The organism is Methylobacterium organophilum (genome assembly GCF_022179465.1).
GTDB lineage: Bacteria > Pseudomonadota > Alphaproteobacteria > Rhizobiales > Beijerinckiaceae > Methylobacterium > Methylobacterium organophilum.
This window is the reverse complement of the sequence record NZ_BPQV01000021.1, coordinates 1-24,297: the sequence shown is the minus strand read 5'-3', so window position 1 is coordinate 24,297 and position 24,297 is coordinate 1. Positions and strand designations below refer to the sequence as shown.

At 71.5% G+C, this 24,297-nt stretch carries 25 protein-coding genes and 1 pseudogene; 1 reads left to right on the top strand and 25 read right to left on the bottom strand.

Going from position 1 to position 24,297, the window contains the following annotated elements:
* The 4 genes and pseudogenes from MFF21_RS23545 to MFF21_RS23530 all read right to left on the bottom strand — a co-directional run.
* Positions 1-271: pseudogene (locus tag MFF21_RS23545) on the bottom strand (hypothetical protein); the annotation flags it as partial.
* A gap of 78 nt (positions 272-349) precedes the next feature.
* A complete protein-coding gene (locus MFF21_RS23540) occupies positions 350-1,042 on the bottom strand; it encodes a hypothetical protein (protein WP_238315039.1) in 693 nt (230 codons plus the stop codon).
* A gap of 28 nt (positions 1,043-1,070) precedes the next feature.
* Positions 1,071-2,324, bottom strand: a complete 1,254-nt coding sequence (locus MFF21_RS23535; RefSeq protein ID WP_238315038.1) for a phage tail protein — start codon at positions 2,322-2,324, stop codon at positions 1,071-1,073.
* Between the two features lie 89 nt (positions 2,325-2,413).
* Positions 2,414-3,154 carry a lysozyme family protein gene (locus MFF21_RS23530; RefSeq protein ID WP_238315037.1) on the bottom strand — a complete coding sequence of 247 codons (741 nt, stop codon included), beginning with the start codon at positions 3,152-3,154 and terminating at the stop codon, positions 2,414-2,416.
* A 164-nt stretch (positions 3,155-3,318) separates the two neighbouring features.
* Between MFF21_RS23530 and MFF21_RS23525 the strand changes: the two genes are divergently transcribed.
* Positions 3,319-3,555, top strand: coding sequence for a hypothetical protein (locus MFF21_RS23525; protein WP_238315036.1), 237 nt, complete (start codon positions 3,319-3,321; stop codon positions 3,553-3,555).
* Here MFF21_RS23525 and MFF21_RS23520 read toward each other — a convergent pair.
* From MFF21_RS23520 to MFF21_RS23420, 21 genes are all read right to left on the bottom strand, one after another.
* Positions 3,538-6,792, bottom strand: coding sequence for a hypothetical protein (locus tag MFF21_RS23520; RefSeq protein ID WP_238315035.1), 3,255 nt, complete (start codon positions 6,790-6,792; stop codon positions 3,538-3,540). The two genes, MFF21_RS23525 and MFF21_RS23520, sit on opposite strands and share 18 nt — an antisense overlap.
* A 3-nt stretch (positions 6,793-6,795) precedes the next feature.
* Entirely contained in the window at positions 6,796-8,442 is a 1,647-nt protein-coding gene (locus tag MFF21_RS23515) for a hypothetical protein (protein WP_238315034.1), read from the bottom strand.
* A 12-nt stretch (positions 8,443-8,454) separates the two neighbouring features.
* On the bottom strand, positions 8,455-9,741 hold the full coding sequence (locus tag MFF21_RS23510) for a hypothetical protein (RefSeq protein ID WP_238315033.1): 1,287 nt from the start codon (positions 9,739-9,741) through the stop codon (positions 8,455-8,457).
* Complete coding sequence (locus tag MFF21_RS23505; protein WP_238315032.1) at positions 9,741-10,166, bottom strand: hypothetical protein; 426 nt, start codon at positions 10,164-10,166, stop codon at positions 9,741-9,743. The genes MFF21_RS23510 and MFF21_RS23505 overlap by 1 nt, the downstream gene beginning before the upstream one ends.
* On the bottom strand, positions 10,163-10,462 hold the full coding sequence (locus tag MFF21_RS23500; RefSeq protein WP_238315031.1) for a hypothetical protein: 300 nt from the start codon (positions 10,460-10,462) through the stop codon (positions 10,163-10,165). The genes MFF21_RS23505 and MFF21_RS23500 overlap by 4 nt, the downstream gene beginning before the upstream one ends.
* A complete protein-coding gene (locus tag MFF21_RS23495) occupies positions 10,459-11,943 on the bottom strand; it encodes a hypothetical protein (protein WP_238315030.1) in 1,485 nt (494 codons plus the stop codon). Before MFF21_RS23495 ends, MFF21_RS23500 begins: the two co-directional genes overlap by 4 nt.
* Before the next feature lie 3 nt (positions 11,944-11,946).
* Positions 11,947-12,603 (bottom strand): phage adaptor protein, encoded by a 657-nt coding sequence (locus MFF21_RS23490; protein ID WP_238315029.1) that lies wholly within the window; start codon positions 12,601-12,603, stop codon positions 11,947-11,949.
* 15 nt (positions 12,604-12,618) lie between these two features.
* The gene (locus MFF21_RS23485; protein ID WP_238315028.1) at positions 12,619-13,257 is read right to left on the bottom strand and encodes a phage adaptor protein; all 639 of its coding nucleotides are present in this window, start codon (positions 13,255-13,257) and stop codon (positions 12,619-12,621) included.
* Positions 13,258-13,353: 96 nt separating this feature from the next.
* Entirely contained in the window at positions 13,354-13,746 is a 393-nt protein-coding gene (locus tag MFF21_RS23480) for a hypothetical protein (protein WP_238315027.1), read from the bottom strand.
* An 89-nt stretch (positions 13,747-13,835) separates the two neighbouring features.
* The gene (locus MFF21_RS23475; RefSeq protein WP_238315026.1) at positions 13,836-14,936 is read right to left on the bottom strand and encodes a N4-gp56 family major capsid protein; all 1,101 of its coding nucleotides are present in this window, start codon (positions 14,934-14,936) and stop codon (positions 13,836-13,838) included.
* Between the two features lie 356 nt (positions 14,937-15,292).
* Positions 15,293-15,799: a hypothetical protein gene (locus tag MFF21_RS23470; protein ID WP_238315025.1), complete on the bottom strand. Its 507-nt coding sequence runs from the start codon at positions 15,797-15,799 to the stop codon at positions 15,293-15,295.
* Complete coding sequence (locus tag MFF21_RS23465; protein ID WP_238315024.1) at positions 15,799-17,241, bottom strand: hypothetical protein; 1,443 nt, start codon at positions 17,239-17,241, stop codon at positions 15,799-15,801. Before MFF21_RS23465 ends, MFF21_RS23470 begins: the two co-directional genes overlap by 1 nt.
* Positions 17,242-17,244: 3 nt before the next feature.
* Positions 17,245-18,300: a hypothetical protein gene (locus MFF21_RS23460; protein ID WP_238315023.1), complete on the bottom strand. Its 1,056-nt coding sequence runs from the start codon at positions 18,298-18,300 to the stop codon at positions 17,245-17,247.
* 63 nt (positions 18,301-18,363) lie between these two features.
* The gene (locus MFF21_RS23455; protein WP_238315022.1) at positions 18,364-18,897 is read right to left on the bottom strand and encodes a hypothetical protein; all 534 of its coding nucleotides are present in this window, start codon (positions 18,895-18,897) and stop codon (positions 18,364-18,366) included.
* Positions 18,898-18,914: 17 nt separating this feature from the next.
* On the bottom strand, positions 18,915-20,879 hold the full coding sequence (locus MFF21_RS23450) for a portal protein (RefSeq protein WP_238315021.1): 1,965 nt from the start codon (positions 20,877-20,879) through the stop codon (positions 18,915-18,917).
* Positions 20,876-22,240, bottom strand: a complete 1,365-nt coding sequence (locus tag MFF21_RS23445; RefSeq protein ID WP_238315020.1) for a PBSX family phage terminase large subunit — start codon at positions 22,238-22,240, stop codon at positions 20,876-20,878. The genes MFF21_RS23450 and MFF21_RS23445 overlap by 4 nt, the downstream gene beginning before the upstream one ends.
* Positions 22,173-22,640 carry a DUF2280 domain-containing protein gene (locus MFF21_RS23440; RefSeq protein WP_238315019.1) on the bottom strand — a complete coding sequence of 156 codons (468 nt, stop codon included), beginning with the start codon at positions 22,638-22,640 and terminating at the stop codon, positions 22,173-22,175. The genes MFF21_RS23445 and MFF21_RS23440 overlap by 68 nt, the downstream gene beginning before the upstream one ends.
* A 19-nt stretch (positions 22,641-22,659) precedes the next feature.
* On the bottom strand, positions 22,660-23,292 hold the full coding sequence (locus MFF21_RS23435) for a putative metallopeptidase (RefSeq protein ID WP_238315018.1): 633 nt from the start codon (positions 23,290-23,292) through the stop codon (positions 22,660-22,662).
* Positions 23,292-23,567, bottom strand: a complete 276-nt coding sequence (locus MFF21_RS23430; RefSeq protein WP_238315017.1) for a hypothetical protein — start codon at positions 23,565-23,567, stop codon at positions 23,292-23,294. The genes MFF21_RS23435 and MFF21_RS23430 overlap by 1 nt, the downstream gene beginning before the upstream one ends.
* A gap of 115 nt (positions 23,568-23,682) precedes the next feature.
* Positions 23,683-23,847: a hypothetical protein gene (locus MFF21_RS23425; protein ID WP_238315016.1), complete on the bottom strand. Its 165-nt coding sequence runs from the start codon at positions 23,845-23,847 to the stop codon at positions 23,683-23,685.
* Positions 23,847-24,224 carry a hypothetical protein gene (locus MFF21_RS23420; protein ID WP_238315015.1) on the bottom strand — a complete coding sequence of 126 codons (378 nt, stop codon included), beginning with the start codon at positions 24,222-24,224 and terminating at the stop codon, positions 23,847-23,849. The genes MFF21_RS23425 and MFF21_RS23420 overlap by 1 nt, the downstream gene beginning before the upstream one ends.
* Positions 24,225-24,297: the final 73 nt, after the last annotated feature.

The window sequence follows — 24,297 nt, the reverse complement described above, 5'->3', positions numbered from 1 at the left end:
CGGGCGGGATGAACGCCATCACGTTCACCTCGTCGGCGGCCCGCTCGCCCAGGCCGTAGGCGAAGGCGCCGGTGGCGGGCGCGGTGACGCTGAAGCCCCCGGCCTCGCCGGTCGAACCCGTCCCGTTGATCGTTAGCTGGTCGACTTGCGGCGCCAGCATGTTCGGCGACGGGTAGCGGCTCTTGGCGCTCTCGTCCCAGGCCGAGGCAGGCGCAGCAAAGCAGGCGAGCGCGAGCGCGAGCGCGCCCGCGCTGCGAAACAGATTTCGCATCGGGATCTCTGACCGGTTGGAGGGGGATGTCCTCAGGCCGTTCGGCCTGGGCGGAAGCGCGGCTGAGGGTCTCAGACCTCAGGCGGCGGCGACGAAGGCGATCGTGTCGCCATTGAGCCAGGGCTCGCCCGGGTTGAGGCCGGCGGGCGAGGTCGGCAGCGCGTCGCGGATGAGGCGCAGCGTCAGGCGGCGGCCCTCGGGCGAGTCGATCGTGAATGAGGGGTTGTCCGAGCCGGTCCACGAGACGAGGCCGCCGTTGCGCCAGGGCGCGTTCGGACCGATGCCGTCGGGGGCGACCGGCAGCGCCAGCCACCAGGCGCGCATGACGGCGTCGAAGAGCGCGGTGGTCAGGCCGCCGAGCAGATCGCTGACCCAGCGATTCCCCTTCTCGTCCCAGATCGCCCAGACGAAGTTGTCCGCGGCGAGCCCACCGGCCGGGATGTCTGTGCCGCCCTGGAGCTTCCACGGGAGCGGACCATGCCCGTCCACCGACAGGAAGGCCGGGCCGGTGTTCGCCCGATTGACGCGCACCAGGAGCGCGACCCCGGCCTGGAGCGTGCGCAGGCCGAGCGAGGTGGCGATTTCGTAGACGTTCCCCGTGCCCGAGGTGGCAAGGGCGCCGCCGCGATCGAGCGCGAGCCCGGCGGCACCGGCCATCACGCCGCGGATCAGCGCGGCATACTGCCGGGCCGAGACGCCGTCGGCCGCGGGGATGCTCGGATCCGCAACGGCGTTGCCGTTCGGCCGAGGCGACCAGTCTGTCACGCTCATGGGCGGGCCTTGTCGAGAGAGAGGGGCGTCAGCCCTTGATCGCGAAGACGGCGATCAGGCCGGGGGGCATGTTCGGGTGCGCGCCGCCGCCGCCGCCGGTGTTGCCGGAGAAGCCGTGCGCATGGTCACCGACGCCGGTGATGCTGTGAGCGTGATCGCCCACACCGGTGATGCCGTGCGCATGATTGGGCGCCGCATCTGTCCCGAAGATGTGGTTGTGCGAGCCTGCGGGATCGGTCACGACGCTGTGGCTGTGCGAGCCCGCCGCTGCGGTCGCGGTCAGGGAGCCGGTTTCGCCGCCGATCGAGATCACACCAAGCGTATTGCCCGAGCCGTACGTGGACGCGGCGACATACCGGACCCCGTGCGCATGGTCGCCGACGCCGCTGGTCGAGCCGCTATGCGAGTGATTGTCGGCGGTGCTGGTGGTGCCGCTGTGGCTGTGACCGCCGGCCGGCCCCGTCCCGCCGCCGTGATCGTGCGCACCCGCTGCACCGGTGCCGCCGCCGTGATCGTGGCCGCCGGCGTTGCCGGTGGTGCCGCTGAACGGGACGCTCGGGATCTGATCCGACGAAAGGGTGACGGTCTCCGAGCCGCCCGTGTTCGCGACGTTGCCGCCGAGGCCCCCCGCACCGGTCAGGCGATTGGTGCCGCCATCGGCTCCGAACAGGGCCCGGCCGCGCAGGTCCGGTACGTTGAAGGTGGTCGCGCCGTCGCCGGCCCCGAACAACGTGCCGATCGACAGGAAGAGCGCGGCATAGGCCGTGCGGGAGACGGCTCGACCGTCGCACAGCACCCAGCCGCCCGGGATCACCTCGGGCCGCGCGAACGCCGCGATCTGGCCCGGCTCGGGGATCGTGGGCGAGAGCGAAACGAAGCACCCCGCCGCCGGGAACCAGGCGACGGTATGGATGACCAGGGCCTGGGCGTCGCCGGGCGCGAACTCGAAGCTGCGCTGGCGGCGCCAGGGGCGGGGACCCGACCCATCCACGTTCAGGGAGAGCGGGCCGGTGTTCGTGGCCTGAAGGGCGAAGGAGATCGTGAACCCGGACGCGAAGTGCTTGGCCGCGAAGCCCTGCCCCGTGCTCAGCGTCACGGCGTTGCCGACGACCGGCGCGCCGAGGCTGCCGGCATTGTCGTCGCGATAGCGGGCCAGGGCCGCCATCGTCTCGCGCATCGAGTTGTTGACGGTGCGCGCGGCCTGACCCTCCTCGAAGTTGATCGGCGCCGCGGCGACGTCGTTCGAGGACGGGTCCTGCGAGAAGTCGATGAGGCCGGTCATGACGGGTCCGGAGGCGGCGCACGGGGCTGCGACCCGGATGCAGGCGCATCAGGTTCGGCAGGACCGGCAGGAGCAGGAGAATCGCGGCGTCAGCGACGAAGCTGAGACAGGTAGGCCGCGACGTCGAAGGGCACGGCGCGCACGGGCGGCGCCTGGGGCGGTGCGGGGGCGGCCTGCGCCTGCGAGCCGGAGCCGGCGGCCTGCTGGAGCTTGCCGCCTTCGGAGAGCAGCCCCTTCAGCAGGGCGGAGACGTCGACGCCGTCGTCCTTGGCCGGAGCGGCGGTCGTCTCGGCCGCCGCGGGCGCCGCGGGAGTGGTCTCGATGCCGGAGAAGCCGAAGCGCGCGGGCTGCGCCGGCGTGCTGGGCGTGCTCATCGCCGGGGCGCTGCCGCCGACCTTGCGGGCGGCCCAGTCGGTCAGGTCGCCGGCCGACATCGAGGTCAGGAAGGGGTTCGCCTTGATCGAGGACGAGGGGAGCACGGCGCTCACCGGCGTCGACGGATCGGCGCCGAGCACCGCCTTCGCGCCGCCCGGGCCGGCGAAGTGGGCGAGGTAGACGTTCCCCGGCGTCGGGTCGAACCCGGCCGAGCGCAGCACCGCGCCGTTGTCGTCGGCATAGGCCTGCGTCATCTCCTTGGAGAGGCCGGCATCGTTGCGCATCGCCAGGACCTCGTCGCGCGGCAGGCCGGCGAGGTCCGGGCGGTGCTTCGCGATCATCGCGAGCCAAGTGCCGTCGATGAACTGGCCCGCGCCGGTGGCCGAGGAGCGCGGGTTCTTCGCCGTGGCGTTGCCGCCGGATTCCGCGCCGATGATCCGATCGACGAGCGCCATGGCGGGGATCCTGAAACGCAAAAGGCCGCCCGGACGAAGGGGCGGCCTCTCGAAGCCGGCGCATGGCACCGGACGGTGATCAATTCGCGGGTTTTGCCCGCGGGGTCAAGTGCGAGGTCACCGAGCGGTCGCGCGGGAGGCCGCAGCCGTGCTAAGCCGTGGGCATGCCCATCTGGCTCGCCCGCATGCTCACGGTCGCGCTCTACCTCGCCGTCATGGCGGGGCTCGCCGTCGTGCTGCGGATCGCGGCGCCCCCGTTCAACCGGTGGATGGACGCCGCGCTGGGCGAGAGCGTCTGGACGGCCGTCTTCGCCGCGCTCCTGGCCGGGGCCGCCGCCTACGGCTGGTGGCCGCGGGACGCCACGGGCCGCATGAAGCCCCTGCTATCGCGCTCCCGCTGATCCGTCGCGCGCCGGGCCGGCCCCGCCGTTGGCGAGCAGAAGCAGCCGCTGGGTGAACATCTCGGCGTTCCGGCTGCCCGGCTTGGACCGGGCGAGGGCGCGCAGCTCGGGCAGCGCCTTCGGGTCGGTGAGCATGCGCGCGATCGCGGCACCGTTGCCGGCGAGCCTACGCTCGGCCCAGGCGCCCGTGGCCGCCTTCCGCAGGCCGACCAGCGCACCGCCGGCTGCGCCGCCCGGGCCGGCCAGCCCGGCACCGGCCGCGGCACCGGCGGCCGCCTCGGTGATCGCCGTGGCGATCGGGCCGGTGCCGGTGGCGAGCCGGGCCTGGATCGCCTGGTTGAAGGCCGTGTCCGAGCCCTTCACCGGCCGATAGCCGGTCGCTTCGAGCGTGCTCAGGAGGCGGTCGAAGCCGCGCACCAGATCGTCGCCGGCAGGCAGCGCGCGCAGGGCCGCTTCGAGATTGTGCCGCTGCTGCGCGTTGCCGCGAACCGCCGAGGCGAAGCCGGCGCCGCCGTACTGGCGGGCCACGCCCTTCACGCTCTGGGTCGCCTCGTTGAACATCCCCTCGAGATAGATCCGCACCAGGTCGCGGGCGGCGCCCGGGTTGTTGCGGGCCAGGCCGCCGACCGCCGCCGAGATGTCGGCATGCGAGCCCGCCATCGGGTTCTCGGGGAAGAGGGCGCGGATCGCCGCCTTCGTGTCGGGCCGCTCCGCGATGATGCCGAGCGGCGAGGCCTGAACCCGGGCGAGGCCGTCGCGCGCCCGCACCACCGCATCGAGGCGGTCGTAGATCCGGGGCATCTGCCCGAGCACGTCCGCGTTGTCGCGCAGCAGCTCGGCGAGCCTGTCCGGGTTCACCCGGCCGCGGGCATCGGTCGCCCCGTCGAGGATCTGGGTCGCGACCCGCCCCTCGTAAGCCTCGCGCGCGGCGGGCGTGGCGTTCGCCAGAAGCTCCCGCGCGGCCGAGGCACCCTGCAGGTGCGACGGCACCTGCTCGCTGGGGGTCGCCATCCGGCCGGTGCGCGGATCCTGTCGGGTGATCCGGCCGAGCGGCGCATCGCCGGCAAAGACATCAAGGGGACGGGACGCCGCAGCGAAATTCGCATCCGCGAGCGCCATCTCGGGAACGGATTTCAGCGCTTCATCGAGAGCCGTGCGTGCGCTTACCAGGCGATCGGCCAGAATGCCGTCACCACGGTCGAGCGCTTCGGTTACGCGGTGATCAAGGCGCTCACGGGCCTGATGAAGCCCGTCGACAGACAGATCGCGCTCGCGCACCCCCGACACGGAATCGATGCGGTTTTCCAGCAAATCGCGCCGGGTCGCCTTAAGCGCAGAACGAACATCGCCCTTTGCCGTGAGCAGTTGCCGATCAATCACATCAAGCGCAGCCTGCGGGTCGACCTGGCCGAAGCGGACGTCTGGGATCTGCTCCTGGACGGTGGTCGATTTCACGTAGGGCGCCGGCGGCTCGCGCATGCCGGCGACGACGCGCTCGTAGGCGTCGAGCGGATCGCTCACCTCGCCGCGCATCAGGGCGCCGAGCGTGCGCGCCCGGATCTCCGGATGCAGGCTCGCGGGATCGACCCCGGCCCGGGCGAGGTCGCCATCGAGGCGGCTCTCTGCCTGGGAGAGCGCCGCCCGGTATTCGTCCGTGACCTGCCCGGCCTTCACGCGCGGGCCGCCCTGGAGCTCGGTCCCGATCGGGTAGCTCGGGAAACCGCGCTGCTCGTTCTGGAGCCTGCGCAGCAGCTCGTTCGTGATGTTGCGGGCGGCGCCCCCGTCCGGATCGCGCCGGAAGTACCCGGCTTCGATCAGGGCCTCGCGCCAGTGGTTGTCGATGCTCCGGCCACCCTCGCGCGCGACGTTGCCGAGCCCGGGGATGTTGAAGCGCTGGAGGTCGGTCGCGACGACGTCGCCGTCGAGCGGCAGGCCGCCGTTCCGGGCGATGAAGCGGGCGAGGCTCTCCGGGCCGGCCGCCGCCTCGGCCTCGACGGTGGGCGCGGGCCCGAGCGGGCGCGGCGCGGCGTCGGTGAACTGCGGGCCGCCCTCCGGATAGGTGATGACGGGCTCGCCCGGCCGCTCCACCGTGATGGTGCGCTCAATGCCGATGTTCTCCGGCGCCTCGCGCGCGGCGGCATAGTCGCGGGCGGCCTGCTCGGTGCGTCGCGCCTCCCGGGCATCGGCGACGCCGCGCATCTCGCGCTGGATCACCTGCCCGGCCGTGTCGGGGGTGACCCGCGGGCCGACCGCCTCCCGGGCCTGGGCCAGCGCCATGCCCTCGGGCGTCTGATCGATCGCGCGGCGGGCCGCCGCCTGGGCCTCGAACCCGACCGCCGTGGGCGAGGCCGGCTGCGGCCCGATCGCTTCCAGGGCGGCGCGGCCGGCATTGTCGATCGAGGCGGGCCGCTCCGCGTAGAAGCGGCTCATGGTCTGGCCGCCCTCGCCTCCGGAATTCGCCACGACGCGAGCGAGCGCAGAGGCGCGCGTGGCTTGGCCGCCGGTGACGGCGTTCAGCGCCTCGTCCAGCGTGAGCGGGACCGGGGAGCCGGGCAGGGAGCGCGCCTGGTTCATCAGGGCCTGCGCGGCTTCGAGATCCTTGTCGGAGACGCCTTCCAGCGCCTCGCGCATCAGCCCGTGCCCCTTGCCGCCTCCGGTGAAGGCGCCGACGGCGCGGCCGATGAGCTGGCCGGCGACAGGCGAGGCGAGGCCGAGCCCGGCGCCGACGGTGGCGCCCTCTTTGATCGCGCCGAGATCTCCATCGCTGCGCACGGCGGCATCGGCTCCGCCCAGCACGCCGCCGGACGCGCCCGAGGCGAGCATGCGCACAGGCAGCGAGGCGGCCGACACGCCGAATGCCGCCGGGGCAGCCGCGATCAGCGGCGCGGTCCCGACAACACCGCCAGCAATCTCGCCGGCGAGCGCCGCCTTCGGGTTCTCGCGGGCGGTGGCCTCGCCGAAGCGCTCGACGTTCGCGAGCTCGTCGGAATAGCGCGTGTCGTTCTTGAGGGAGCGGATCCCCGCGGCGACCCGGTTCAGGCCGCCGAGCAGATAGGGGCCGGCCACGGGGATGCCGTTGACGATGCCACGGCCGATGGCGGCCGCGCCATCGCCGGGGACGCCGGCCGCGGGGGCGTCCGTCGGATCCTCGACGAGGGTGCCCGAGAAGCGCGGCCCGGTCGCGGGCGGGCTGGCGGGCTCGTCGTCGAGCGGCGTGCCGGAGAAGCGAGGGGGCATGGGCTACTTCCGGTACCGCTTGCCGTCGTTCGGATCGACGTAGACGGCGCCCTTCGGCAGGGCGTCGAACTCGGCCTGGGTCTTGGGCGCGGCGAAGCCGCCGGGGCCGGAGGCGCCCGTCTTGCCGTCGGACTGCTGGGTCGCGGAGGCGTTCGCCGCCGGGAACAGCGGGTTGGCGCTGGCGAAGTCCTCGAGCACCTGGTCGAAGCCGGTGTCCAGGCGTCCGCCGTTGGCGCCGGCGTAATCGCGCGCGAGCTTGGCGACCTGCTGCTGGCGCTGGGCGAGCGAGCGGGCGATCGAGACCAGTTCGAGGTTGCCCTGCTGGCTCTGCTCCAGCGTCGGCGCCGTGCGGCCGATATAGTCGCGGTCGGTGTTCGAGATGCTCGGCCCGAGCGAGCCGCCGAGGCCGTCGAGGACGACCTTGTTGGACAGGGCGTTGAAGATCTCCGTCGGCTTCGTGAAGTTGGCGTCCTTGACCCCGAGCGCGACCAGGAACTGATTGGCGCGCTTCACCTGCTCGGCGCCGACGCCCGAATAGAAGTTCGGGTTGCGGGCGGCCTGCTCCATCAGTGCCAGGGTGTTGAGGGTCGAGGCGGCGTTCCGCCCCTTGTTGGCGAGGTCGAGCTGGTACTCGCCGTAGCCCTTGCCGACGGTAGCGTCCTGGGCCTTTTCGGCCCCCATGTTGATGGTGGTGCCGTTCGGGTTGATCGGCGAGATCTTCCCCTTGCTGTCCTTCTGGTAGGAACCGGCGGGCAGCCCCTGCGCGACACGCTCGTCTTCGGTCAGCGCCGTATAGGTCTCGTCGGGCTTGCCCGCGGCCGAGCCCTCGGCGGTGGCCTGCGCGCGTGCGCGGATGCTGGCCGGATCGGCCTCGCCGCCCGGAATCGGCTCGTAGGAGCGGCCGTCCGCACCGAGGCGGTAGCCCGCCGGCACGCCGGTGCCGTGGTTCGGATCCCGCTGGATCTTCAGCGCCTCCGCCACCATGGCGCTGTTCTGCCCGGCGGCGCTCGCCTCGGCGTCCGTCAGAGAGGGATAGGCGCGCTTGATGATCGCCGCGTTGCCGGCGAGGGCGCCCGTCTCCTGCGCGAGCTTGCGCTGCTTGAGCCCGAGCTCGACTTTCGCGAGGTCGGTGGCGGTGCGTTCCTTGTCGCTCTTCGAGGCGAGCTGCATGCCCGCCGACACGCCGCCGGCCCAGGTCGGAGCGGAGAGCAGGCCGGCGCCGAGCGCGCCGAGATAGTCGCCGTTGTTCCTCAGGCCGGTCAGGAGACGATCGCCGAAGGACGGCCCGTCCTGGCCCGAGGCCGCGGGGGCCGTTGCAGCCGGGGCCGGCGCTCCCGCCACGGGAACGACGGCCGCCGCCGCCGAGGGCGCGGGCGCAGCGGGCGCGGGGGGCGTCATCTGCCCCATGGCCGGCACCGCGCCGCGCGCGGGCACGTCGGCCTCGCTCGGCACGGAGAGGTCGTCGGGGCGCTGCGGCGGGAGCGGCACAAGGCGCCCGGCGAGGCCGGGGACGGCGGCCGCCTCTTCCTCCGGCTGCACGGCCGGCTGCACCAGCCCCGACGTGCCGGTGAAGGTCTGCGGCGCACCCATGGGGGCACGCTGGAAGAGCCGCACGAGGTCGGCCGGATCGAAGGCGAGGCCTGCGGACATCCTGGTCTCCGATCAGATGAACTTCGACGCGACCGACGCGCCAGCGAGGCCGTAGCCGAGGAGCTGCTGCAGGAAGCTCGCCTGCGGCACCTTCTGGGTGGTGGTGCCCGAGGACGTGCCGCCGAGGCCGGCGATCGGAATCGCCAGACCGGCGAGCTTGCCGAGTTGCGTCCAGGACGCGTCCTGCGTCTCGTTGAACTTGTCCATGTCGGCGCCGATCTGATCCTGCCGGGCCGCATCCTGCAGGAGACCGCCCTGAAGCTGCGTGCGGCCCTCGGCCGTGAGCGCGTCCTGGATCGTCGGCAGCGCCGCGATGCCGGCGAGGCCCGCCTGCCGGTCGGACTGCGCCCCGGAAAGCAGAGCCGAGGCCTGGGACAGGTTGCGGCTGACGTTGTCCGCCTCGAGCCCGGCGAGCGCCTGCTGACCGGCGAGGCCCGCCTGCTGCGCACCCTGCACCATGTTGGCGCCCGTGGCGGCGAGGCTGGCGTTGCCCTGATTGATCCCGGCGAGGCCCTGGTAGAGGCTCGCGGCCTGGCCGGCCCGGGCGTTGTTCGCCGCGTCGATCGCCGTGGCCGCGGAGGCCTGCCGGGCGCGCTCGTTGTCGTAATCCTGGTAGCGGAGCGTGTTCTCGGCGCCCGCGACCGCGTCGCCCAGCGCCGCCGTGAACCGGCCCGAGCCGTACCGGCCGGAGGCGGCGAACCGCTGCGCCACGTTCGAGGCCGCGCTGTTCGAAGCGCGCGAGACCATCTCGTCGAGATAGGGGTTCGCACCGCCGAGGAACTTGCCGTCGGCGACGTCCTGCAGGCTCCGGGTGGTCTGGGTCGGCCCGCTCGCCAGACCGTCGGCCAGCCCGCCGAGCTTCGAGGCGTCGGTATCGTAGGCGCCGCCCGCGAGCTTCGCACCCGTCGTCATGGCGAGGCCGTTCGGATCCGAGAGCGCGTTCGCGGCCTTGGCGACGCCGGAGGTGTCGACGGTGGCGTTGATGCCGGCAAGGCCGGAGGTGGCATCGCGCGTCGCCGCCGTGGTGCCGCCGCCGGCGAGAAGGTCGGAGGCGAAGCCGTTGCCGGCCGTGGCCGTCGCCGTACCCGCCGCCGCGCCGCTCTTCATCGCATCAAGGCCGGACAGCGTGTCCGAGCCGAGGCCGGCGACCCGGTTGCCCTGGTAGACCTGCGCCGTCGGGTTGGCGCTGTAGGCCGCCGAGGCCCCCGCGAGGATCTGCTGAAGCGCCGGCTGGGCGGGAGCCCAGGGATCGGTCTTCGTGTTCTGCGTGGTGGTCGTGGTCTTCGAGCCGCCGGACATCACGCGTCCCCGAGGATCTTGGAGTAGTGGACACCGACCGCGCAGGGCGTCGCGCGATAGTCGGGGAGAAGGCGCCGCCAGCCGCTGCGGCCGACGAACTCGACCGTGGCGCAGCCGAGCGCGGCGGCCCCGGCCTCGATGGCGCGAAGGGTGTGGCGCCAGGCCTTCGCCTGGGCGCCGCCCACCGCGAGGATCCAGCAGGAGCGCCGGCCCGCGGCGTCGTCACGGACCTGGCTCACCCCGACGGCGGCGAGCGCGCCGTCCACGGCGATGCCGATCATCTGGGCCTCGCCGACGGCACACAGGCGGACGAGATCGGCGGCGGTCAGGTCGCATCCCGGGCGCGCACAGGCTGCACGGAGCCAGGGGAGAACCCGCGCCGCCAGCGGATCCGCCAGCGGTACGGGCAGACGAACGAGGCTCACGACGGTCTCCGAACCTCGAACCGGACCATGCGGCCGCCGGGCCCGGCCGCGTGGCCGAGCGTGAACGAGCCGCGGGCGGTGTCCTTCAGGAAGAGGCCGGCTGCCGCCGCGCCCGCATCGAGGGGCGTCAACACCACCTGCGATCCGGGCGCGCACAGCGCCATGGTCACCGCAGTCTCCGTCCCCTCGCTGAGGGCCACATCCGAGCCCATGGCGCGGGTCTGGCCGCCGGCGATGTCGCGGATCGCGCGAGCGAAGATCGCGAGGTTGCGCTCAAGGTCGGAAGGCAGGATCACCGGAGACCCTCCGCCACCGCCTCGACCTCGATGCCCGAGGCATAGGACCAGGCCGTCCCCGCCGGGATGCGGATCCGCGCGCGGTGGTAGCGCGCCGAGGAGCGGCACGGCGCGATGCGCTCGACCGTGGGCGCGGTCTCCGGCCGATAGGCCACCGCCGCGGACTGGCCGAGGCCTTCCCGGCCGCCCACCTGCACGCGCCAGTCGTCGGCATCGCTGTCGAGGCGCACGCCGGTGACGAAGGCGCGGTTCGGGCGCGCAAGCATGGCCTCGGCGGTGGCGAACACGGCCTCGAGCGGCGCGCCGGTCAGGAGCGACAGGCGGTTGTCCGCCGTCACGAAGCCGAGCGCCGGGACGCCGCCGGCATAGATCGGGTCGTCGAGCGACGGCTGGCTCGGATCGTCGATCGATCCGGGCAGCGCGTCGATGGACACCGCAGGCGTCGCCGCCGTGAGCCCGGCGCGGAGCTGGATCGTGATCGGGCCGGCCCAGCGGTCGAGGAGCCAGTCGTAGACCAGGCCCTCGTCGCGCAGGGTCGGGTCGCCCGTGGGCGCGCTGCGGGTGCGGTAGGCGAAGAGGATGCGCGGGCCGGTCGCGTCGCGCACCGCCACCGTCGCACCGATGTGGTTCGGGTCGACGCGATCGAGGAAGGTGCGGTTGACGCGCTCCGCGCCGATCGGAACCGAGGCCGAGCCGGCATAGGGGAACGCATAGAAGCCATCGCGGTCGAGGAAGAATACGCGCCCGCCCGCCTTGGCGACCGCCGAAGGGCTCACGGCGCCGCGGTTCTCCTCAAGCACCGAGAAGTCGAAGATCGTGGAGCCGCCCGAGAACGTCATCCGGCGGATCGCGCGCTCCTGGAACACCAGGCCGCTCTCGCCCCCGGCGAAGCCCGTCACCGCGCCACCGTCGGGCAGGATCTGCAGGTCGCCCTCGTGCCCGTTCTGGACGCCGAGCGGCCAGCTCTCCGGGTCGCCGAGGTCCGACCACTGCACCGAATTCGGATCGGAGGCGAGGCCGCCCAGGATCAGGAACTCGCCGACGATGCTGACGAGGCGCGCCCGGGGCGGGCCGCCGCCGAGATCGGCGAAGATCTTGCCGGCATCGATGTCGATCACCTGGGGCGGCGTGTTCGCCGAGGTGGCGACCAGGCGCGAGCCGTAGAGCGCGAACGACCAGGAATCGTCGGTCGGGATCGAATAGGTGCGGCCCGGGTTCGAGGCATCCGCCCAGCCGCCGAGCCCGTCGTAGCGGAAGAGGCCGCGCGCGGTGCCGGCATAGTAGCGGGTGGTGCCGAAGGCCGGGGAAACCACTGCGATCGCCCCACGGCACGGATCGGGCAGCGCCGAGGTGATCGGCACCGGCGCGGGGATCGGGGCGTAGCCGTCGGCGCGGGGCACGACGTTCTGCGCGATCGCCGAGACCGCGGCGTCGACCGACGCGACGTCGGGCGCGTAGGGGGCGAGCGGGATCGCCGACATGGCTCAGTTCGCGTTGTTGCGCGCGAGCGCTTCGGCGGTGTCCTCGGCGGTCCGGCCGGGGCGGCGCCCGGTCTTGGCGGTGTCGGCCTGCCCCATCAGGGCGGCGAGGTGCTCGTTCGCCTTCTGCGACCAGAATTCCGACCGGTCACCGTCCTTCTGGAACCGGTAGGACTCGGCCATCACGGCGTAGAGGTAGAGCTCCGGCGCCAGGGTGATGAGGAAGTTGGTCTTCTTGATCGACGTGAGGCCGTCGATTCGCTTGTAATAGGTCAGCGCCACCGCACCGGCCTGGGTCGAGCGGGTCTGGAGCTGGTCGCCGAACACCGTGAAGTACTGCGGCGCGCCGTTGGGCCGGTAGCGGTGCCGGAACTCCGGGCTGTCCGGCTCGACGTAGCGCAGCATCAGCGGGCGGCTGGACGCCGCGGTGTACTGGGCGCCGACCCATTCCAGGAAGTCGGCCGGCAAGGCGTAGCTGCCCGGCTGCCCGGCCACCGCCGACAGGTTGGCGACGCCCTGCATATCCCGGGTGCGGAGCTTCCGGTTGAAGAAGGCCTCGGCGGCCTGCACGAAGTTCGGGAAGAACTCGCCCAGGTCCGGGCGCGCGACATAGTTCTCGAACGTCGCCAGGAGGCTGTCGTAATCCGTGATCAGATCGGCCATCGCAGCGTTCCGGGCTCAGAGATCGTAGGCGGCCACTTGGCCGGAGGAAGCCAGCACGTTCGACTGGCCGAGCAGGCGGCCCGCCTCCTCGTCGACGACGATCTGCTGGGCCTTGGCGAGCGCGGCATCGCGCAGGCTGTTGAGGGCGAGGTGCCGCTTCGCGTAGGCCGCGATCAGGCTGCCCGCCTCGTCCGTCCAGGCGTTCGCCTCGTCGAGCTCCGGCGCCGGCAGGCGGACATGCGCCATGACGCGCACCGTCCAGGCGCCGGACGGCATCGGCCAGAGCCGCAGCGAGCGGTCGAAGTAGGAGAAGAGGGTCGGCTGCGCGGCGGAGGCCGGGTCGTCGTAGAGCTCGATGCGCGTCTCGGGCACGCGCTTGAGCCGGTAGGACTGCCCGTTCTCGACCAGCACCACCCCGTCGATTGCGAACAGGTCCGGCAGATCAAGAACGTCGCCGCGTCCGTAGACGTCGGCTCCGGGGATCGTCTCGAACGTCAGGATCCGCTCGTTGAAGAAGAAGCGCTGCGGCTGGAAATGCCGGATCGCCCGATTAACCGCGAGGGCGACCTGCGGGTTGAGATCGGCCCGCTCGATGTCGTCCTCGATCTCCGCGATCAGCTCGGCGAGCGTCGGACGGCCTTGACTGTCGGGCATCGCGGACCGCCTCGGGCTCAGGGGAGGGAGACGGCGGAGCGCTGGGCTCCGCCGCCAGGGCCGCACCGGCGTGGTGCAGCCAGAACAGCGCCAGCATCAGCCGTCGTTGTTCGGGGCGAAGTGGAAGATGAGCGTCGCGACGCCCGCGGCCGGGGCACCGCTGATGGTGCCGTAGAGCGTGGTGTCGGCGGCGAGGCGGCCCTTCAGGGTCGCGGTGTCCGGACGCTTCACGCCGGCGGCGGTCACGGCGCTGTCCGCGGCCGCGACGATGTCGTTGCCGCCCGGGGCGGTGCCGACCGTGAGGGCCGCACCGGCCGAGAACGCGGTCTCGACCAGGATCTGCGTCGAGGTGATGAGCGCGCCGGCCGGCAGCGAGGCCGGCATGACGAAGGTGCCGTTGACGAAGCTGACCGTCATGCGGGTGAAGTGCGACTGCTGCTCGCGGTACTCCCGCACGCTCGGCTGCGCCGGAGCGACGTTGGTGGCCATGGTGGGCCCTTTCTGGATGGAAGGAGGAGAGGGGCGCGCGCAGGGCCGCTCAGGCCCCGCGCGGCAGGTCGGTCAGGTCAGGAGGACGATCAGCCGACCGGCGCGGCGTAGGTCGGGATCACGAGGGTGCCGAAGTCGTCGCCGTTGTAGGTCGTCTTCTTCATGCCCCAGATCGCCCAGGCGGAGACCTCGAGGTTCCGCTTGTGATCGTAGAGCTCCTCGTTCCACCGGTAGCGGCTCTCGCCGCTGGCCTTGCCGTAGGCGATCGTGGCCGCCTGGGCGCCGAGCAGCACGGCACGGCGGGTGTTCGGCACGGCGGAGTTGCCGTCGACCGAGACGCCCTGGGTGACGTCCTGGGCCTCGCGCAGGATCACGCCGTTGTACTTGCCGAGCGCGCCCGAATAGATCGGGGACTTGCTCGACTCCATGCCGGCCATGGCGGCCTTCTGGATATCGAGCCACTGGCCGGTGGCGGTGTTGGTGCGCAGCGACGTGACCTGCGTGGAATGCAGGTACATCACGTAGACCTTCTCGCCGTTGATCACGACGGGACGGATCATCACCTTGCCGGCCGCGCCGCCGGTCTTGGCGAGCTCGACCGCCTTGTCGATCAGGTCGAGGGTGAAGATGTCGCCGGCGACGAGCGCGGCGTCGTTGGCCCGGCCGTTCGGACGGAAGATGCGGCCGACGGAGGGCGCGGTGACCAGGTTGTTGCCGGAGTACTTCTTCGCGTTCTTGGCCGGCAGCGCGTTGACCGGGGTGTAGCCGCAGACGTGGGCGAAGAAGATCTTCGCGCGGCGGGTCTGGAACCAGTCGGCGATGCCGGCCCGGGCCTGCTCGCGCAGGTTGAAGGGCACGCGCTGGGCGTCGATGGTGTTGTCCGACTTCACGCCGACCACGTGGCCGAGCTCGTCGATGGTCACCTTGTCGGAGTTGGTGCCGAGCTGCTCGCCGTTGCCCTCGGCGACGTCGTCGGAGGTGAAGCCGTCGCCCTTGAGCTGCATGCGCAGGCCGAAGGTGATCTGGTCACCGTTGCCCTTCTTCGCCTCGGTCTTCTCCTGGATGATCGAGCCGTCGCTCTGCCCGACCAGCGGGTCGATATCGATGGACTTGTTGGCCTCGGTTGCGAGCTTCTTGCTCCACAGCTTCACGGCCATGGGATCGCCGATCCCGAACGAGGTGAAAGACATAGCGATGTCCTGAGAGGCGTCCCGGGCGCGCAGACGGCCGCGAGGACGAGGATTCCGTGGGAGGGTTCGTGCGGGCGTGCGTCGCGCCGCTGACGGAAGCCGGGCCCCGGATGACCGCTGGGGACGGTGGTCGGACGGGCGCCGTGACGTGGCGCGGACGGAGGCTCTGACGCGGCCGTGCGGATCGCGTGACGTGCGATCGGGCGAAGCGGCCAAGCGCGAACGCGCCTCCGCGGTGCGGATGCGTGCTCAGGCCGGCCGAAGAGGGAGGCGTCGCGAGGAAAGCAGGCTTGCGCCGACACGTCTCGGGACGCTGACGAGATGCGAGCTTTTGCCCGCGGGGTCAAGGGCAAACGCTACTGGGTCGGGTCGCCGGCGAAGAGGTTCACCTTCACCCCCGACGCCGCGCCGCCGAACACGTCGAAGGCGACGAGGTTCGTGAGCGCCACCAGCACCGCCGGTAGGGTGCGCGAGCGCTGTGCCTTGATGCTGACCGAGGTGTGGGTGTCCGTGGTGCCGTCGCTGGTCAGCTCCCGGCCCACCACCTGGACGACGACGGGCGTGCCCGTGTCCTCGACCATGTAGGCGATCGGCGGCAGCTTGCCGGCCGGCACCGCGATGGGCCGGGCGAAGGTCCATTTCGCGGTGCCGTCGGCGGCCGTCGTGATCACGATGCGCTGGACCCGGGCCGCATGGGTGTGATCGGCCCGGGCGTAAAGCGCCGAGGCGCCGAGCTGGCTGTCCAGCGCCGCGGCGGGCGGGAGCGACACGGACGGGGCCGGAACCGCGGACATGTCCGGCGAGAAGCCGTCCGCGAGCGCCGGCCCCGCCGCCAGCAGCGCCAGGAGGGCGAGGACGCGCATCACTGGTACTCGACCGACAGGTCCGTGATCGCGCCCGCGGCGACCGCCGTGGTGTCGCTGTCCGCGGCGCCCGTGGTGAGCGCATAGGAGATGGCGGTCGAGAAGTAGGCGCCGATATCGGCCCAGTCGTAGGAGGCGCAGGCGAGACCGCCCGCGGCGGCCGCCGCCGGGATCGGTCGGGTGAGCATCGGCGCCGTCGTTCCGACCGTCACGCTGGCCGAGAGGGCGTTGTAGAGCTTCAGCCGGGCCGCGGTCGTGGTCGTGTTGCAGACGACGATCTTGTAGATGCGCCCCGCCGCGTTCTTCGCCTGGGTCAGATTGGTGTTCGCGGCCGAGGACGGGATGCGCGAGAAGAAGCTGACGCCGAGGGAGCTGGCGCTGGCGTTCACCGCGTTGAGCTGGCCCACCGAGGAAACACCAGCCAGCGAGCCGCCGCTGATGTTGATGTTGCCCGCGCCGATATAGACCTCGTGCGCCACGTAGGGCTGCGAGCGCAGGAACACGTAGGCCGTGGCCGTGCCGGAGGTGTAGGCCGTGACGCGCAGGCGCATCCACGGCGCCGCATTGGCCGGGAACACCATGCGCAGCCGGCCCGCCGACAGGGTCGAGAAGCCGTTCTGCGCGCCCTGGTCGTTCGGGACCGAACCGTTGACGGTCGACGTCCAGGTCCCGTTCACGCCATCGGTCGAATCCGACGAGACCTCCACCGTGATGGTGGCAGTGAAGGTGCCGGTGATCTCGATGCCGATCGAGTTCGCGCCGGCCGTGCGGAACCCGGTCTGGGCGCCGAGCGCGGAGAGGATGAAGGGCGAGCCGGCGGCCGCGTTGGCGTCCTGATCCACCACGCCCAGCGCGCCGCTGCCGAGATTGGGGCCGGTCTGGTCGGACGGGAAGACGACCGGCGCGCTGCCGGCGCTCGTCTTCTGGCCGAGGGTGCCGAGCCGGGCCGTCAGCGTCGCGTCCTGGGCGGCGCCGGTCGGCAGGGTGATACTGCCCGTGATATTATTCAGGTTCCAGGTGCCGGACTGCGTCGCCGCAACCGTCCCGCTCACCGACCACGGGCCGCCCGCCTGGGTGACGGCGCCGATGGTGTTCGAGCCGGTCGGGATCGCCCCGGACAGTCCGAAGCTCCAGGTGCCCGATTGGGTCACGGCCTGCGTGGCCGGGAAGTTCGTGATCTGCACGAAGATCGGATTGCCCGACCCGTTCGCGGTCCCGTTGCCCGAGATCTGCCACGGCGTGGTGCCCTGGGTCACCGTGCCGCCGCCACCACCGCCGCCGGTGCCGCCCGACACGTAGAGCGGGTTTGCGGCGGTGCCGATCGGCGTGCCCGTGTCGTCGACGAGCTGGTTCGTCTCCATCGGCGGACGCGCGAGCGCGGACCCGGCCGAGAGCAGCACCAGCCCGGCGAGGGCGGCGCGGAGGAGCTTCGAGGGACGCATCGCTTACTCTCCGCCCATCAGCTTGCGCACCTTGGCGGGGTTCTTGGCCTGGAAGGCGTCGAACTCCTCCTCGGACATTGCCGCGAGCATCTCGAGGGTGATCTCTCCGGCCGGCGCGCCACCGGCGCTCGACAGGCTCTTGGCGGCGGCCTGGCCGGCGGCGACGCGCGCGGCCTTCTCCGCCGGGGTCTCGGCCGGGGCCACGGGCGCGGCAGCGGCGGCGGGCTTCGGGGCGAAGCCGCGCAGCTTCGCCATGTCGTAGACGTGCTGCGCCGGCGAGACGCCGCGCTGACGGGCGGCGTGGATCAGCGCCATCTCGTCGGCCTGGGCGGCCTTCACCGCCTCCTCGTCCGAGAGGCCGAAGTGCTTCAGCTCCGCCACCCGGCCGTTCACGAGGAAGCCGTAGGCCTCCACGAAGGCGGGCTCGGCCTGAGCGAGGCGCTGCACGTCGGCGCGGTAGTGGTCGAGGACCTGGCGCTCCTCGGCGGCACGGGTCGCATCCTCGGCGGCGCGGGTCTGCGCCTCCGTCATCTGCTGCTGGCCCGACCGCAGCGCGGTGAGCTCCTTCTGCAGGTACGCGACGTACCCGAAGATGTCCTCGTTCGGGTCGGGGACCTTCTCCGGCTCCGGAGCGGCCTGGGCCTGCGGTTGCGCACCCGCGGCGGCGGCCGGCGCCTTCTGCATGGCCTCGGTCAGGACACGCAGCCGTTCGTCACCGCGGGCGAAGCGCTCGCGAAGCTCGGCGAGCTCGCGCTCGGTGGCCTTGCGGCGCTCGCGCTCCTGGTGGAACGCGCCGTGGCGGACGAACTTGCCCTTGTTCTCCTCGGCCGAGCCTTCCTCGTTCTCCGGGTCGACCACCTCGCCGGGGGCGGCGGCATCGCCGGGCGCCGCGGCGGCGGCCGGAGGAGCGGCCGGGGCGGCAGCACCGCCCTCGACCGGCTCGGAGCCGCCGGCGGGGGCGCCCGCGCCCTCTTCGCCGCGCTCGTAGGCCTCGAAGGCAGCCTGCTCTTCGGGCGTGAAGGCGTCATCGCCCCCCGCGGTGTCCGCGTGGTCGTTCATGGATATCCTCGTGACGTGATGGAGACGAAGGCCGGTCTGACGCGCCGGCCGGTGCGGAAGGGGTCAGAAACCGCCCTTGGAGGGCTTTCGCTTTGTGGAGACCGGGCCGGGGATCCAGGTGACGTCACCAAGTTTGCGGTCGTGGTCGGGTGCATCTTCCTCGAAGGAGGCGGGCTCTTCGGCTGCCACCGCGACCGGTTCGGCTGACACCACGACCGGCATCGCAGCCGGAGCAGGCACGAGGTTGAGCGGGGCGGGCGGCCCGAGACGGCCCATTAGGTGAACCACCGCGTCACGAAGCAGGCAGACCATGATGCGGAGATCATTGTCCGTGTTGACGTTCCGTCCGGGCGTATTGCTGTGCCTTTCGATGTCTTCGACCAGCGATTCAAAGTCGTACGTCGCAAGGTCGTGGGCGTCCGCCAGGAACTTCCACGGCGCGACAGCCTCAGCCATCTCAGCCAGATCGTCCGACTTGCAGAAGATCACGAAATTCTCGGACACTTCGAGGACTTTGACCTCGCGGCGCAGGTTGCTGGTTCGGCACGGGTAGACCCATAGAGTCCCCTTGCGGAGCGCAGCCTTGTCGATCGCCATGGTGATGGTCCTGGTTTTCAGATTGCGAATGTGGAGGTGGTCTCAGGCGGGGCGGCCATCGCCGCCACCTTGGCGAACCCGTCGATCTGATCCTGCTGCCCGAGGCCGCGCTCGCGCTCCGCCTTGGCGTTCTTCAGGTTCGCGCTCGCCGAGGTGTCCTGGATCTTCGCGACGACCTGCTGCATCGCGAGCTGCTGCTGCTGGGCCTGCTCGGGGCTCGGGTTCGCCGGCTGCGCCAGCAGCTCCCGCATCTTCGCGACGAAGCTGTCCGGGAAGGGCGAGTAGGGCAGCACCTCGAGGAGAACCTGCGGGGTGAGCATGTCCTTGATGATCGGCAGCACCTGCACGAAGGTCTGCCACACCACCTGCTGCTGGTTCGGCGAGGACGGGGCCTCGTCGATCACCACGTCGTATTCGCCCGCGGTCCGGTCGCGGAGCAGCGGGACCACCTTCGGCGTGCCGGCATTCCCGGTAATCCGGATCAGGCGACCGTCCGAAAGATACGTCTGGATGAAGTAGAGGCGGACGCGGCCGATGTGCTTGCGGGCCCGCCGCAGGCTGTCGAACAGGCTCGCCAGGATCGTCATCGCCGCCTGCTTGCGCTGGTATTCCAGCACGCCGGCCTGCTCCTGCTGCCGCTGGCCCAGAAGCTCGAGGTTCACGCCCGAGGAATCGCGGATGGAGCCGATCGCGAACTCCATCAGCGCCCAATGCCCGGTCGGGAGCTGGGGCAGATCCTTGGGCTTCATGCGGCCGCCCATCAGCGTGCCGTCGGCAACCCAGGTCACCGAGCCCGGCTTCGCGAAGGAGCGCTCGAACTCCGCCTGGTCGGGGACCGCTGTCTTCTCCATCAGCATGCCGCCCTTCGACTGCCGGTTGAGCATGTCGAGGGTCTGGCTGAGCCACTTGTTGGCGAAGCGCTGCGGGTCGATCATCGGCCGCACGATGCCGAACCAGCTATTCCGGTTGTGGTCGCGGTCGGCGGTGAGGCAGGCGTAGGAGAAGCGATCGCCGGCCGGGGCCGGGCCCATCTCCAGGATGCTCGCGCCAAGGAAGGCGCGGCGGTAACGGCGCTTCACCAGCGAGAAGGACTGGATGGCCATGCCGATCTTCTCGGCCCGGGCCTTCAGCGCGTTGCCCTTCTCCTCGTCGAGCTCGCTCGCCTCGCCCGTCACCGGGTTCGTCACCACCAGCACGCGGGTGCGCTCCCACCACTGGCATTCCACGATGGTGACCTTCGACGTCGCGGCGTCCTCGCGCGACGCACGGTCGAGCCGATGCTCGCCGGGCTGGAGCTGGTGGTGCTGCTCGCCGTCGCGATCCTCGGCCCAGGCCGCGTCCAGCTCGCAGGCATCGGCCTCCGGGAACAGGCCCTCGGCCTCCTCGCGGTCCATGGTCTTCGCGCGCCAGATCCGGCGGGCATCGGCGAGGTTCCGCTTCGTCGCCGAGGCGTCCCAGAACATCTCCAGGGGGTTGACCCTGTCCTCGACATAGGCGCCGTCGGGGTTCACCTCGTAGTCGAGGCGCATCTCCACCCAGCCCATGCCGCAGATCGTGCAGTCGACGAACGCGTCCGATTCCTCGTCCTCCGCCTCGGCCTCGTCGGCGAGGTAGCGCGAGCCCTCGGTGAGCAGCTCGTTCAGAGCCGCGTCGCCAATCTCGCGCGGGAGATACTGGATGTCCTGCCGGGTGCTCACCTCGGAGCCCGCCACCGCCTTGATCACGGGCAGGCAGCGGTTGAACGTGATCGGGGGCCGGCCCTGCTCGCGCAGGACGGCCTCGTCCTCCGGGCTCCACTGGTGGCCGGCCACGAAATCGTAGTCGATCCGCGCGTCGGCGCGCCACCGCGAGGAGGCGTCCCGGTCGACCCGGAACCACGCACGCAGCTTGCGGAAGATCGCCTCCCGCTCGAGCTCGGCCTGCTGAGCCGGGTCGAGCCCGTCCCCGGGCACGGCATCGCGATCGGCGTCTTCGTCCGTCATGCCGCCCATGCCGATCCTGATGGTTCTTGCCGTTCGCGCCGCCGGCGCGCGTACCTGTCGTCGGGGCCGTCGCTCGGCGGGGCCTCGTAGCGCGGCTCCGCGATCGCGACCGCGAAGTAGCGGAAGGCGTCTGCCCCGTGGCTGGCCCAGTCGTGCAGCGGGTTCTTCGAGAACTGCTGCGTCTCCGGGTCGACGTCGTAGCGGTAGTTTCGGAGCGCCTGCAGGCCGTCGGCGCAGAGCTCGCTATCGAACCAGCACCGGGCAAAGACCTGGCGCGCCGCGTCGATTCCGGCCGCCACCGACAGCTTCGGCGTAATGCGGACCCGGTGGCCCGCAGCCCACATCTGCTGCTCGATGGTGCGCTCGGAGGCGAGCAACTCGTTCCGCGCATCGTGCGGTAGCCAGTGCTCCCCGTAGACGTAGCCCCGCTTCTCCGCCCGGTCCTTCAGGACGTCGAGGTAATGCTGCAGGGCGTGCCCGCGGCTCTCGTAGAACTCGATCAGCCGGAACTCGAAGCCCACCACCTGGGCGAACCAGATGCTGGTCTTGTCCGCCCGGCCAAGGTCCCAGAAGGTGTGCACCGGCTTCGACGGATCGAAGGGCACGCGCCGCTGGCCGAACCGCTCGGCCTGGGAGGCCGCCAGCACCTCGTTCGCGTAGATCGCGCCGTCGAGGACCTGCTTGCAGAGGCCTTCCCAGACGGTCTCGTAGGCGACCGGGTCGCGGGCCTTGAGATCCCGAGCTTCCTGCTGAAGCTCCGCCGGAAACCACGGGTTGTCGTACCAGTTGATGGTCGCGACTTCCGAGTTCGTCGGCGGGTGCTTCACGAACCGCTTGTAGGTCTCGTCCTCTTCCAGCTCCGGGTTGAAGCTGATCCAGATCTCAGAGCCCGGTTTCCGGATCGTCGGGATCAGGACGTCCCAGGAGGCCTTCGACACCGTGCGGGCCTCCTCGACCCAGCAGATATCGACGCCCTCGTAGGACTTGATCTTCGTGACGTTGTGCCGGAGCCCCTCGAAGCTGAACTCGGTCCCGTTCACCCCGATGATGCGCGTCTGCTGCACATCGTAGAAGGCGCTCAGGCCGAGCTTCTCGATCTGATCCTTCAGCAGCGCATGCACGCTGTCCGCGGTCGAGTTCTGGAACTCGCGGGCGCAGAGGATGCGGAGCTTCTTGTTTGCGCCGAGGATCAGGAGAGCGCGGGCGAAGGCCCAGGATTTGCCCCCGCCGCGCCCGCCCTTCGCGATCTTGTACCGCTTCGGTCGGAACAGGAAGGCGAGCTTGCGCGGGAACTCAGCTTGGTTTGCCGGGGCCGTCGACGAAGGTGACGGCGATTCCGCCGGCGAGGAGAGGTTGCCCATCCTTGCCCGTGGCCTCGACCTGCCGCTTGTTGGTGAAGGCGTCGCCGCACTCCCGCGCCACCTGCTCCAGCAGCGAAGCCACCAGAATGGCGTTGCCGCGGCTCTCCGCAGTGCGGATCAGCCGCTCCAGGGTGCGGAGCCGCACGACCTTGTGCGAGACCCCGATCGACGCCGTGTCGGCGAGGAAGGCTTCCCGCGTGGCCTTGAACAGCTCGCGATAGTGCTCCGACAGCGCAGCTCCGGCCCGCTTGTTGGGGTCGTAGGCCTCGATCGCCTGCCGGGTGATGTCGATCGCGAACTCGTCCTTGACCGCCTTCGCGACCGCAGAAGGCGTCTCGAACATCGCAAGTTGCTGGACGACGAAGGTTTTCGCTTCGTCGGTGAGCGTTTGCTGCGCCATGGCTCGTGTCAGGGTCCGGTCAGGAGCGCCGCCCGCAGGTGCCGCACACGCGGCTGATGTCCGCCTCGCAGATCAGCGGCGCGCGGCCGGCGGCCTCGACGAGTGCCCGGGTCGCCCCGGCCGCCGCGCCGGCGCCATAGCGGGCGACGATGCCGACGAACTCCTCGACGTCGTGGCCGCGGATCCCGAAGACGGGCAGGCCCGTCATCTTGCTGAAGCGCGGCGCGCCCCAGGCGTCCTTCTTCTGGCCCGCGTGCAGCAGCTCGTGCTCGACCAGGGCGCAGAACGCGGCGTCCGAGCACTGGTCGGCATAGCCGGCGTCGAAGGTGAGCAGGAAGTGGGGGATCTCCCCGAACCAGCCGCCGATCTGCTGCTCCCAGCGGGCCTTGGCCCAGCGGTTGCCGATGAAGGTGGCCTCCTCGCACATACCGACGACAGCGTTGCCCTGGCGCTCGTTCGGGACCGAGCACCAGAGGACGCCGAGGCGGGCCTCACGCAGGTGCAGGTGCTCCTCGTTCAGGAGCGGCGCATCCTCGTCGATGAAGGTGGCGCGCATCCAGGCTTCGAGCTCGTGGGCGGGCTCGACCGGATATGCGGTGGTCGCGCCCTCTTGGCCGAGCAGGCGCTCCGGCGGGCGCGGGCGGAGCAGCATCAACCCTTCCGCCGCTCGCAGAGGATCTTGTGCCGCTCGCCCGGCGCAAGCCCGAGCCGGGTCGCCAGGACCTCGCCGACGTGGAGGCAATCGAACTGCCCGGCCGGCTGCACCAGCATGTCGCTGGCGTTGTCGCGCGAGCAGTCCGGTGCCTCGACGCCCGCCGGGCAGGCGAGCACCACCGCGAGGAACGGCTCGGCCGCGAGGCTGGGGCGCGGGGCCGCGATCCAGATCAGGATCGGGGCGAGCGTGAAGGCGAGGGCGGCGCTACGCATCAGTGCACCGTCCGCGACATAGGGAACACGTAGGCCGGCAGAGACCGGCCCGGGCGGCGGCCCGCGGCGGCGGCGGCGATGCCGGCCAGGACGAGGAGCGCGAGGAGGCGAGACATCAGAACCGATCCTCTCGGACGAGCGCGCGGCGGGCGTCGATGAAGGCGAGCTCGGCGCGGGCGACCAGCAGCGCAGTCTCGGGGTTGTGGTTGGCCTCGCGGGCGACCCGGGCGGCGTCGAGGGCCCGGCGCGCCGCGGCGACGCGTTGCTCGGCCGACGTCATCACGCGGCGACCCGCATGGCGGCGGGGGTGCCACCGAGGTCGTCGGTCGGGATGCCCCTGGGCGGGGCGGGGACGACGGACCACCGGTTGTGGCCGAGAACGCTGCGCGCGAAGGTCATCGCGCCGACCTCGGACAAGAAGATCTCCGCGGCCTGGATGTCCTTCGTCCACACGAAGCGCCGCCAGCCGCTTTCGGGCTCGTCGCGGACAGCGGATTGGGCGAGGTAGCGGCGGGCGGAACCGGCACCGAAGCGCACCACGAAGGCGCCCGCCTTGGCTCGCTCGTGCTGCCACCAAGCCAGCGCAGCCGGGTCGGTACGCTGGAGATCGCGCCGGGCGCGCTCGGCATCGGCCGCGGTGTGGGTCTCGCGGTTCATGGAACGATCGCCTGATGGGCGCCTTGCTGGAGGACGTGCGTCTCGGCCCCGTTCCAGGTGAACAGGTATTCGA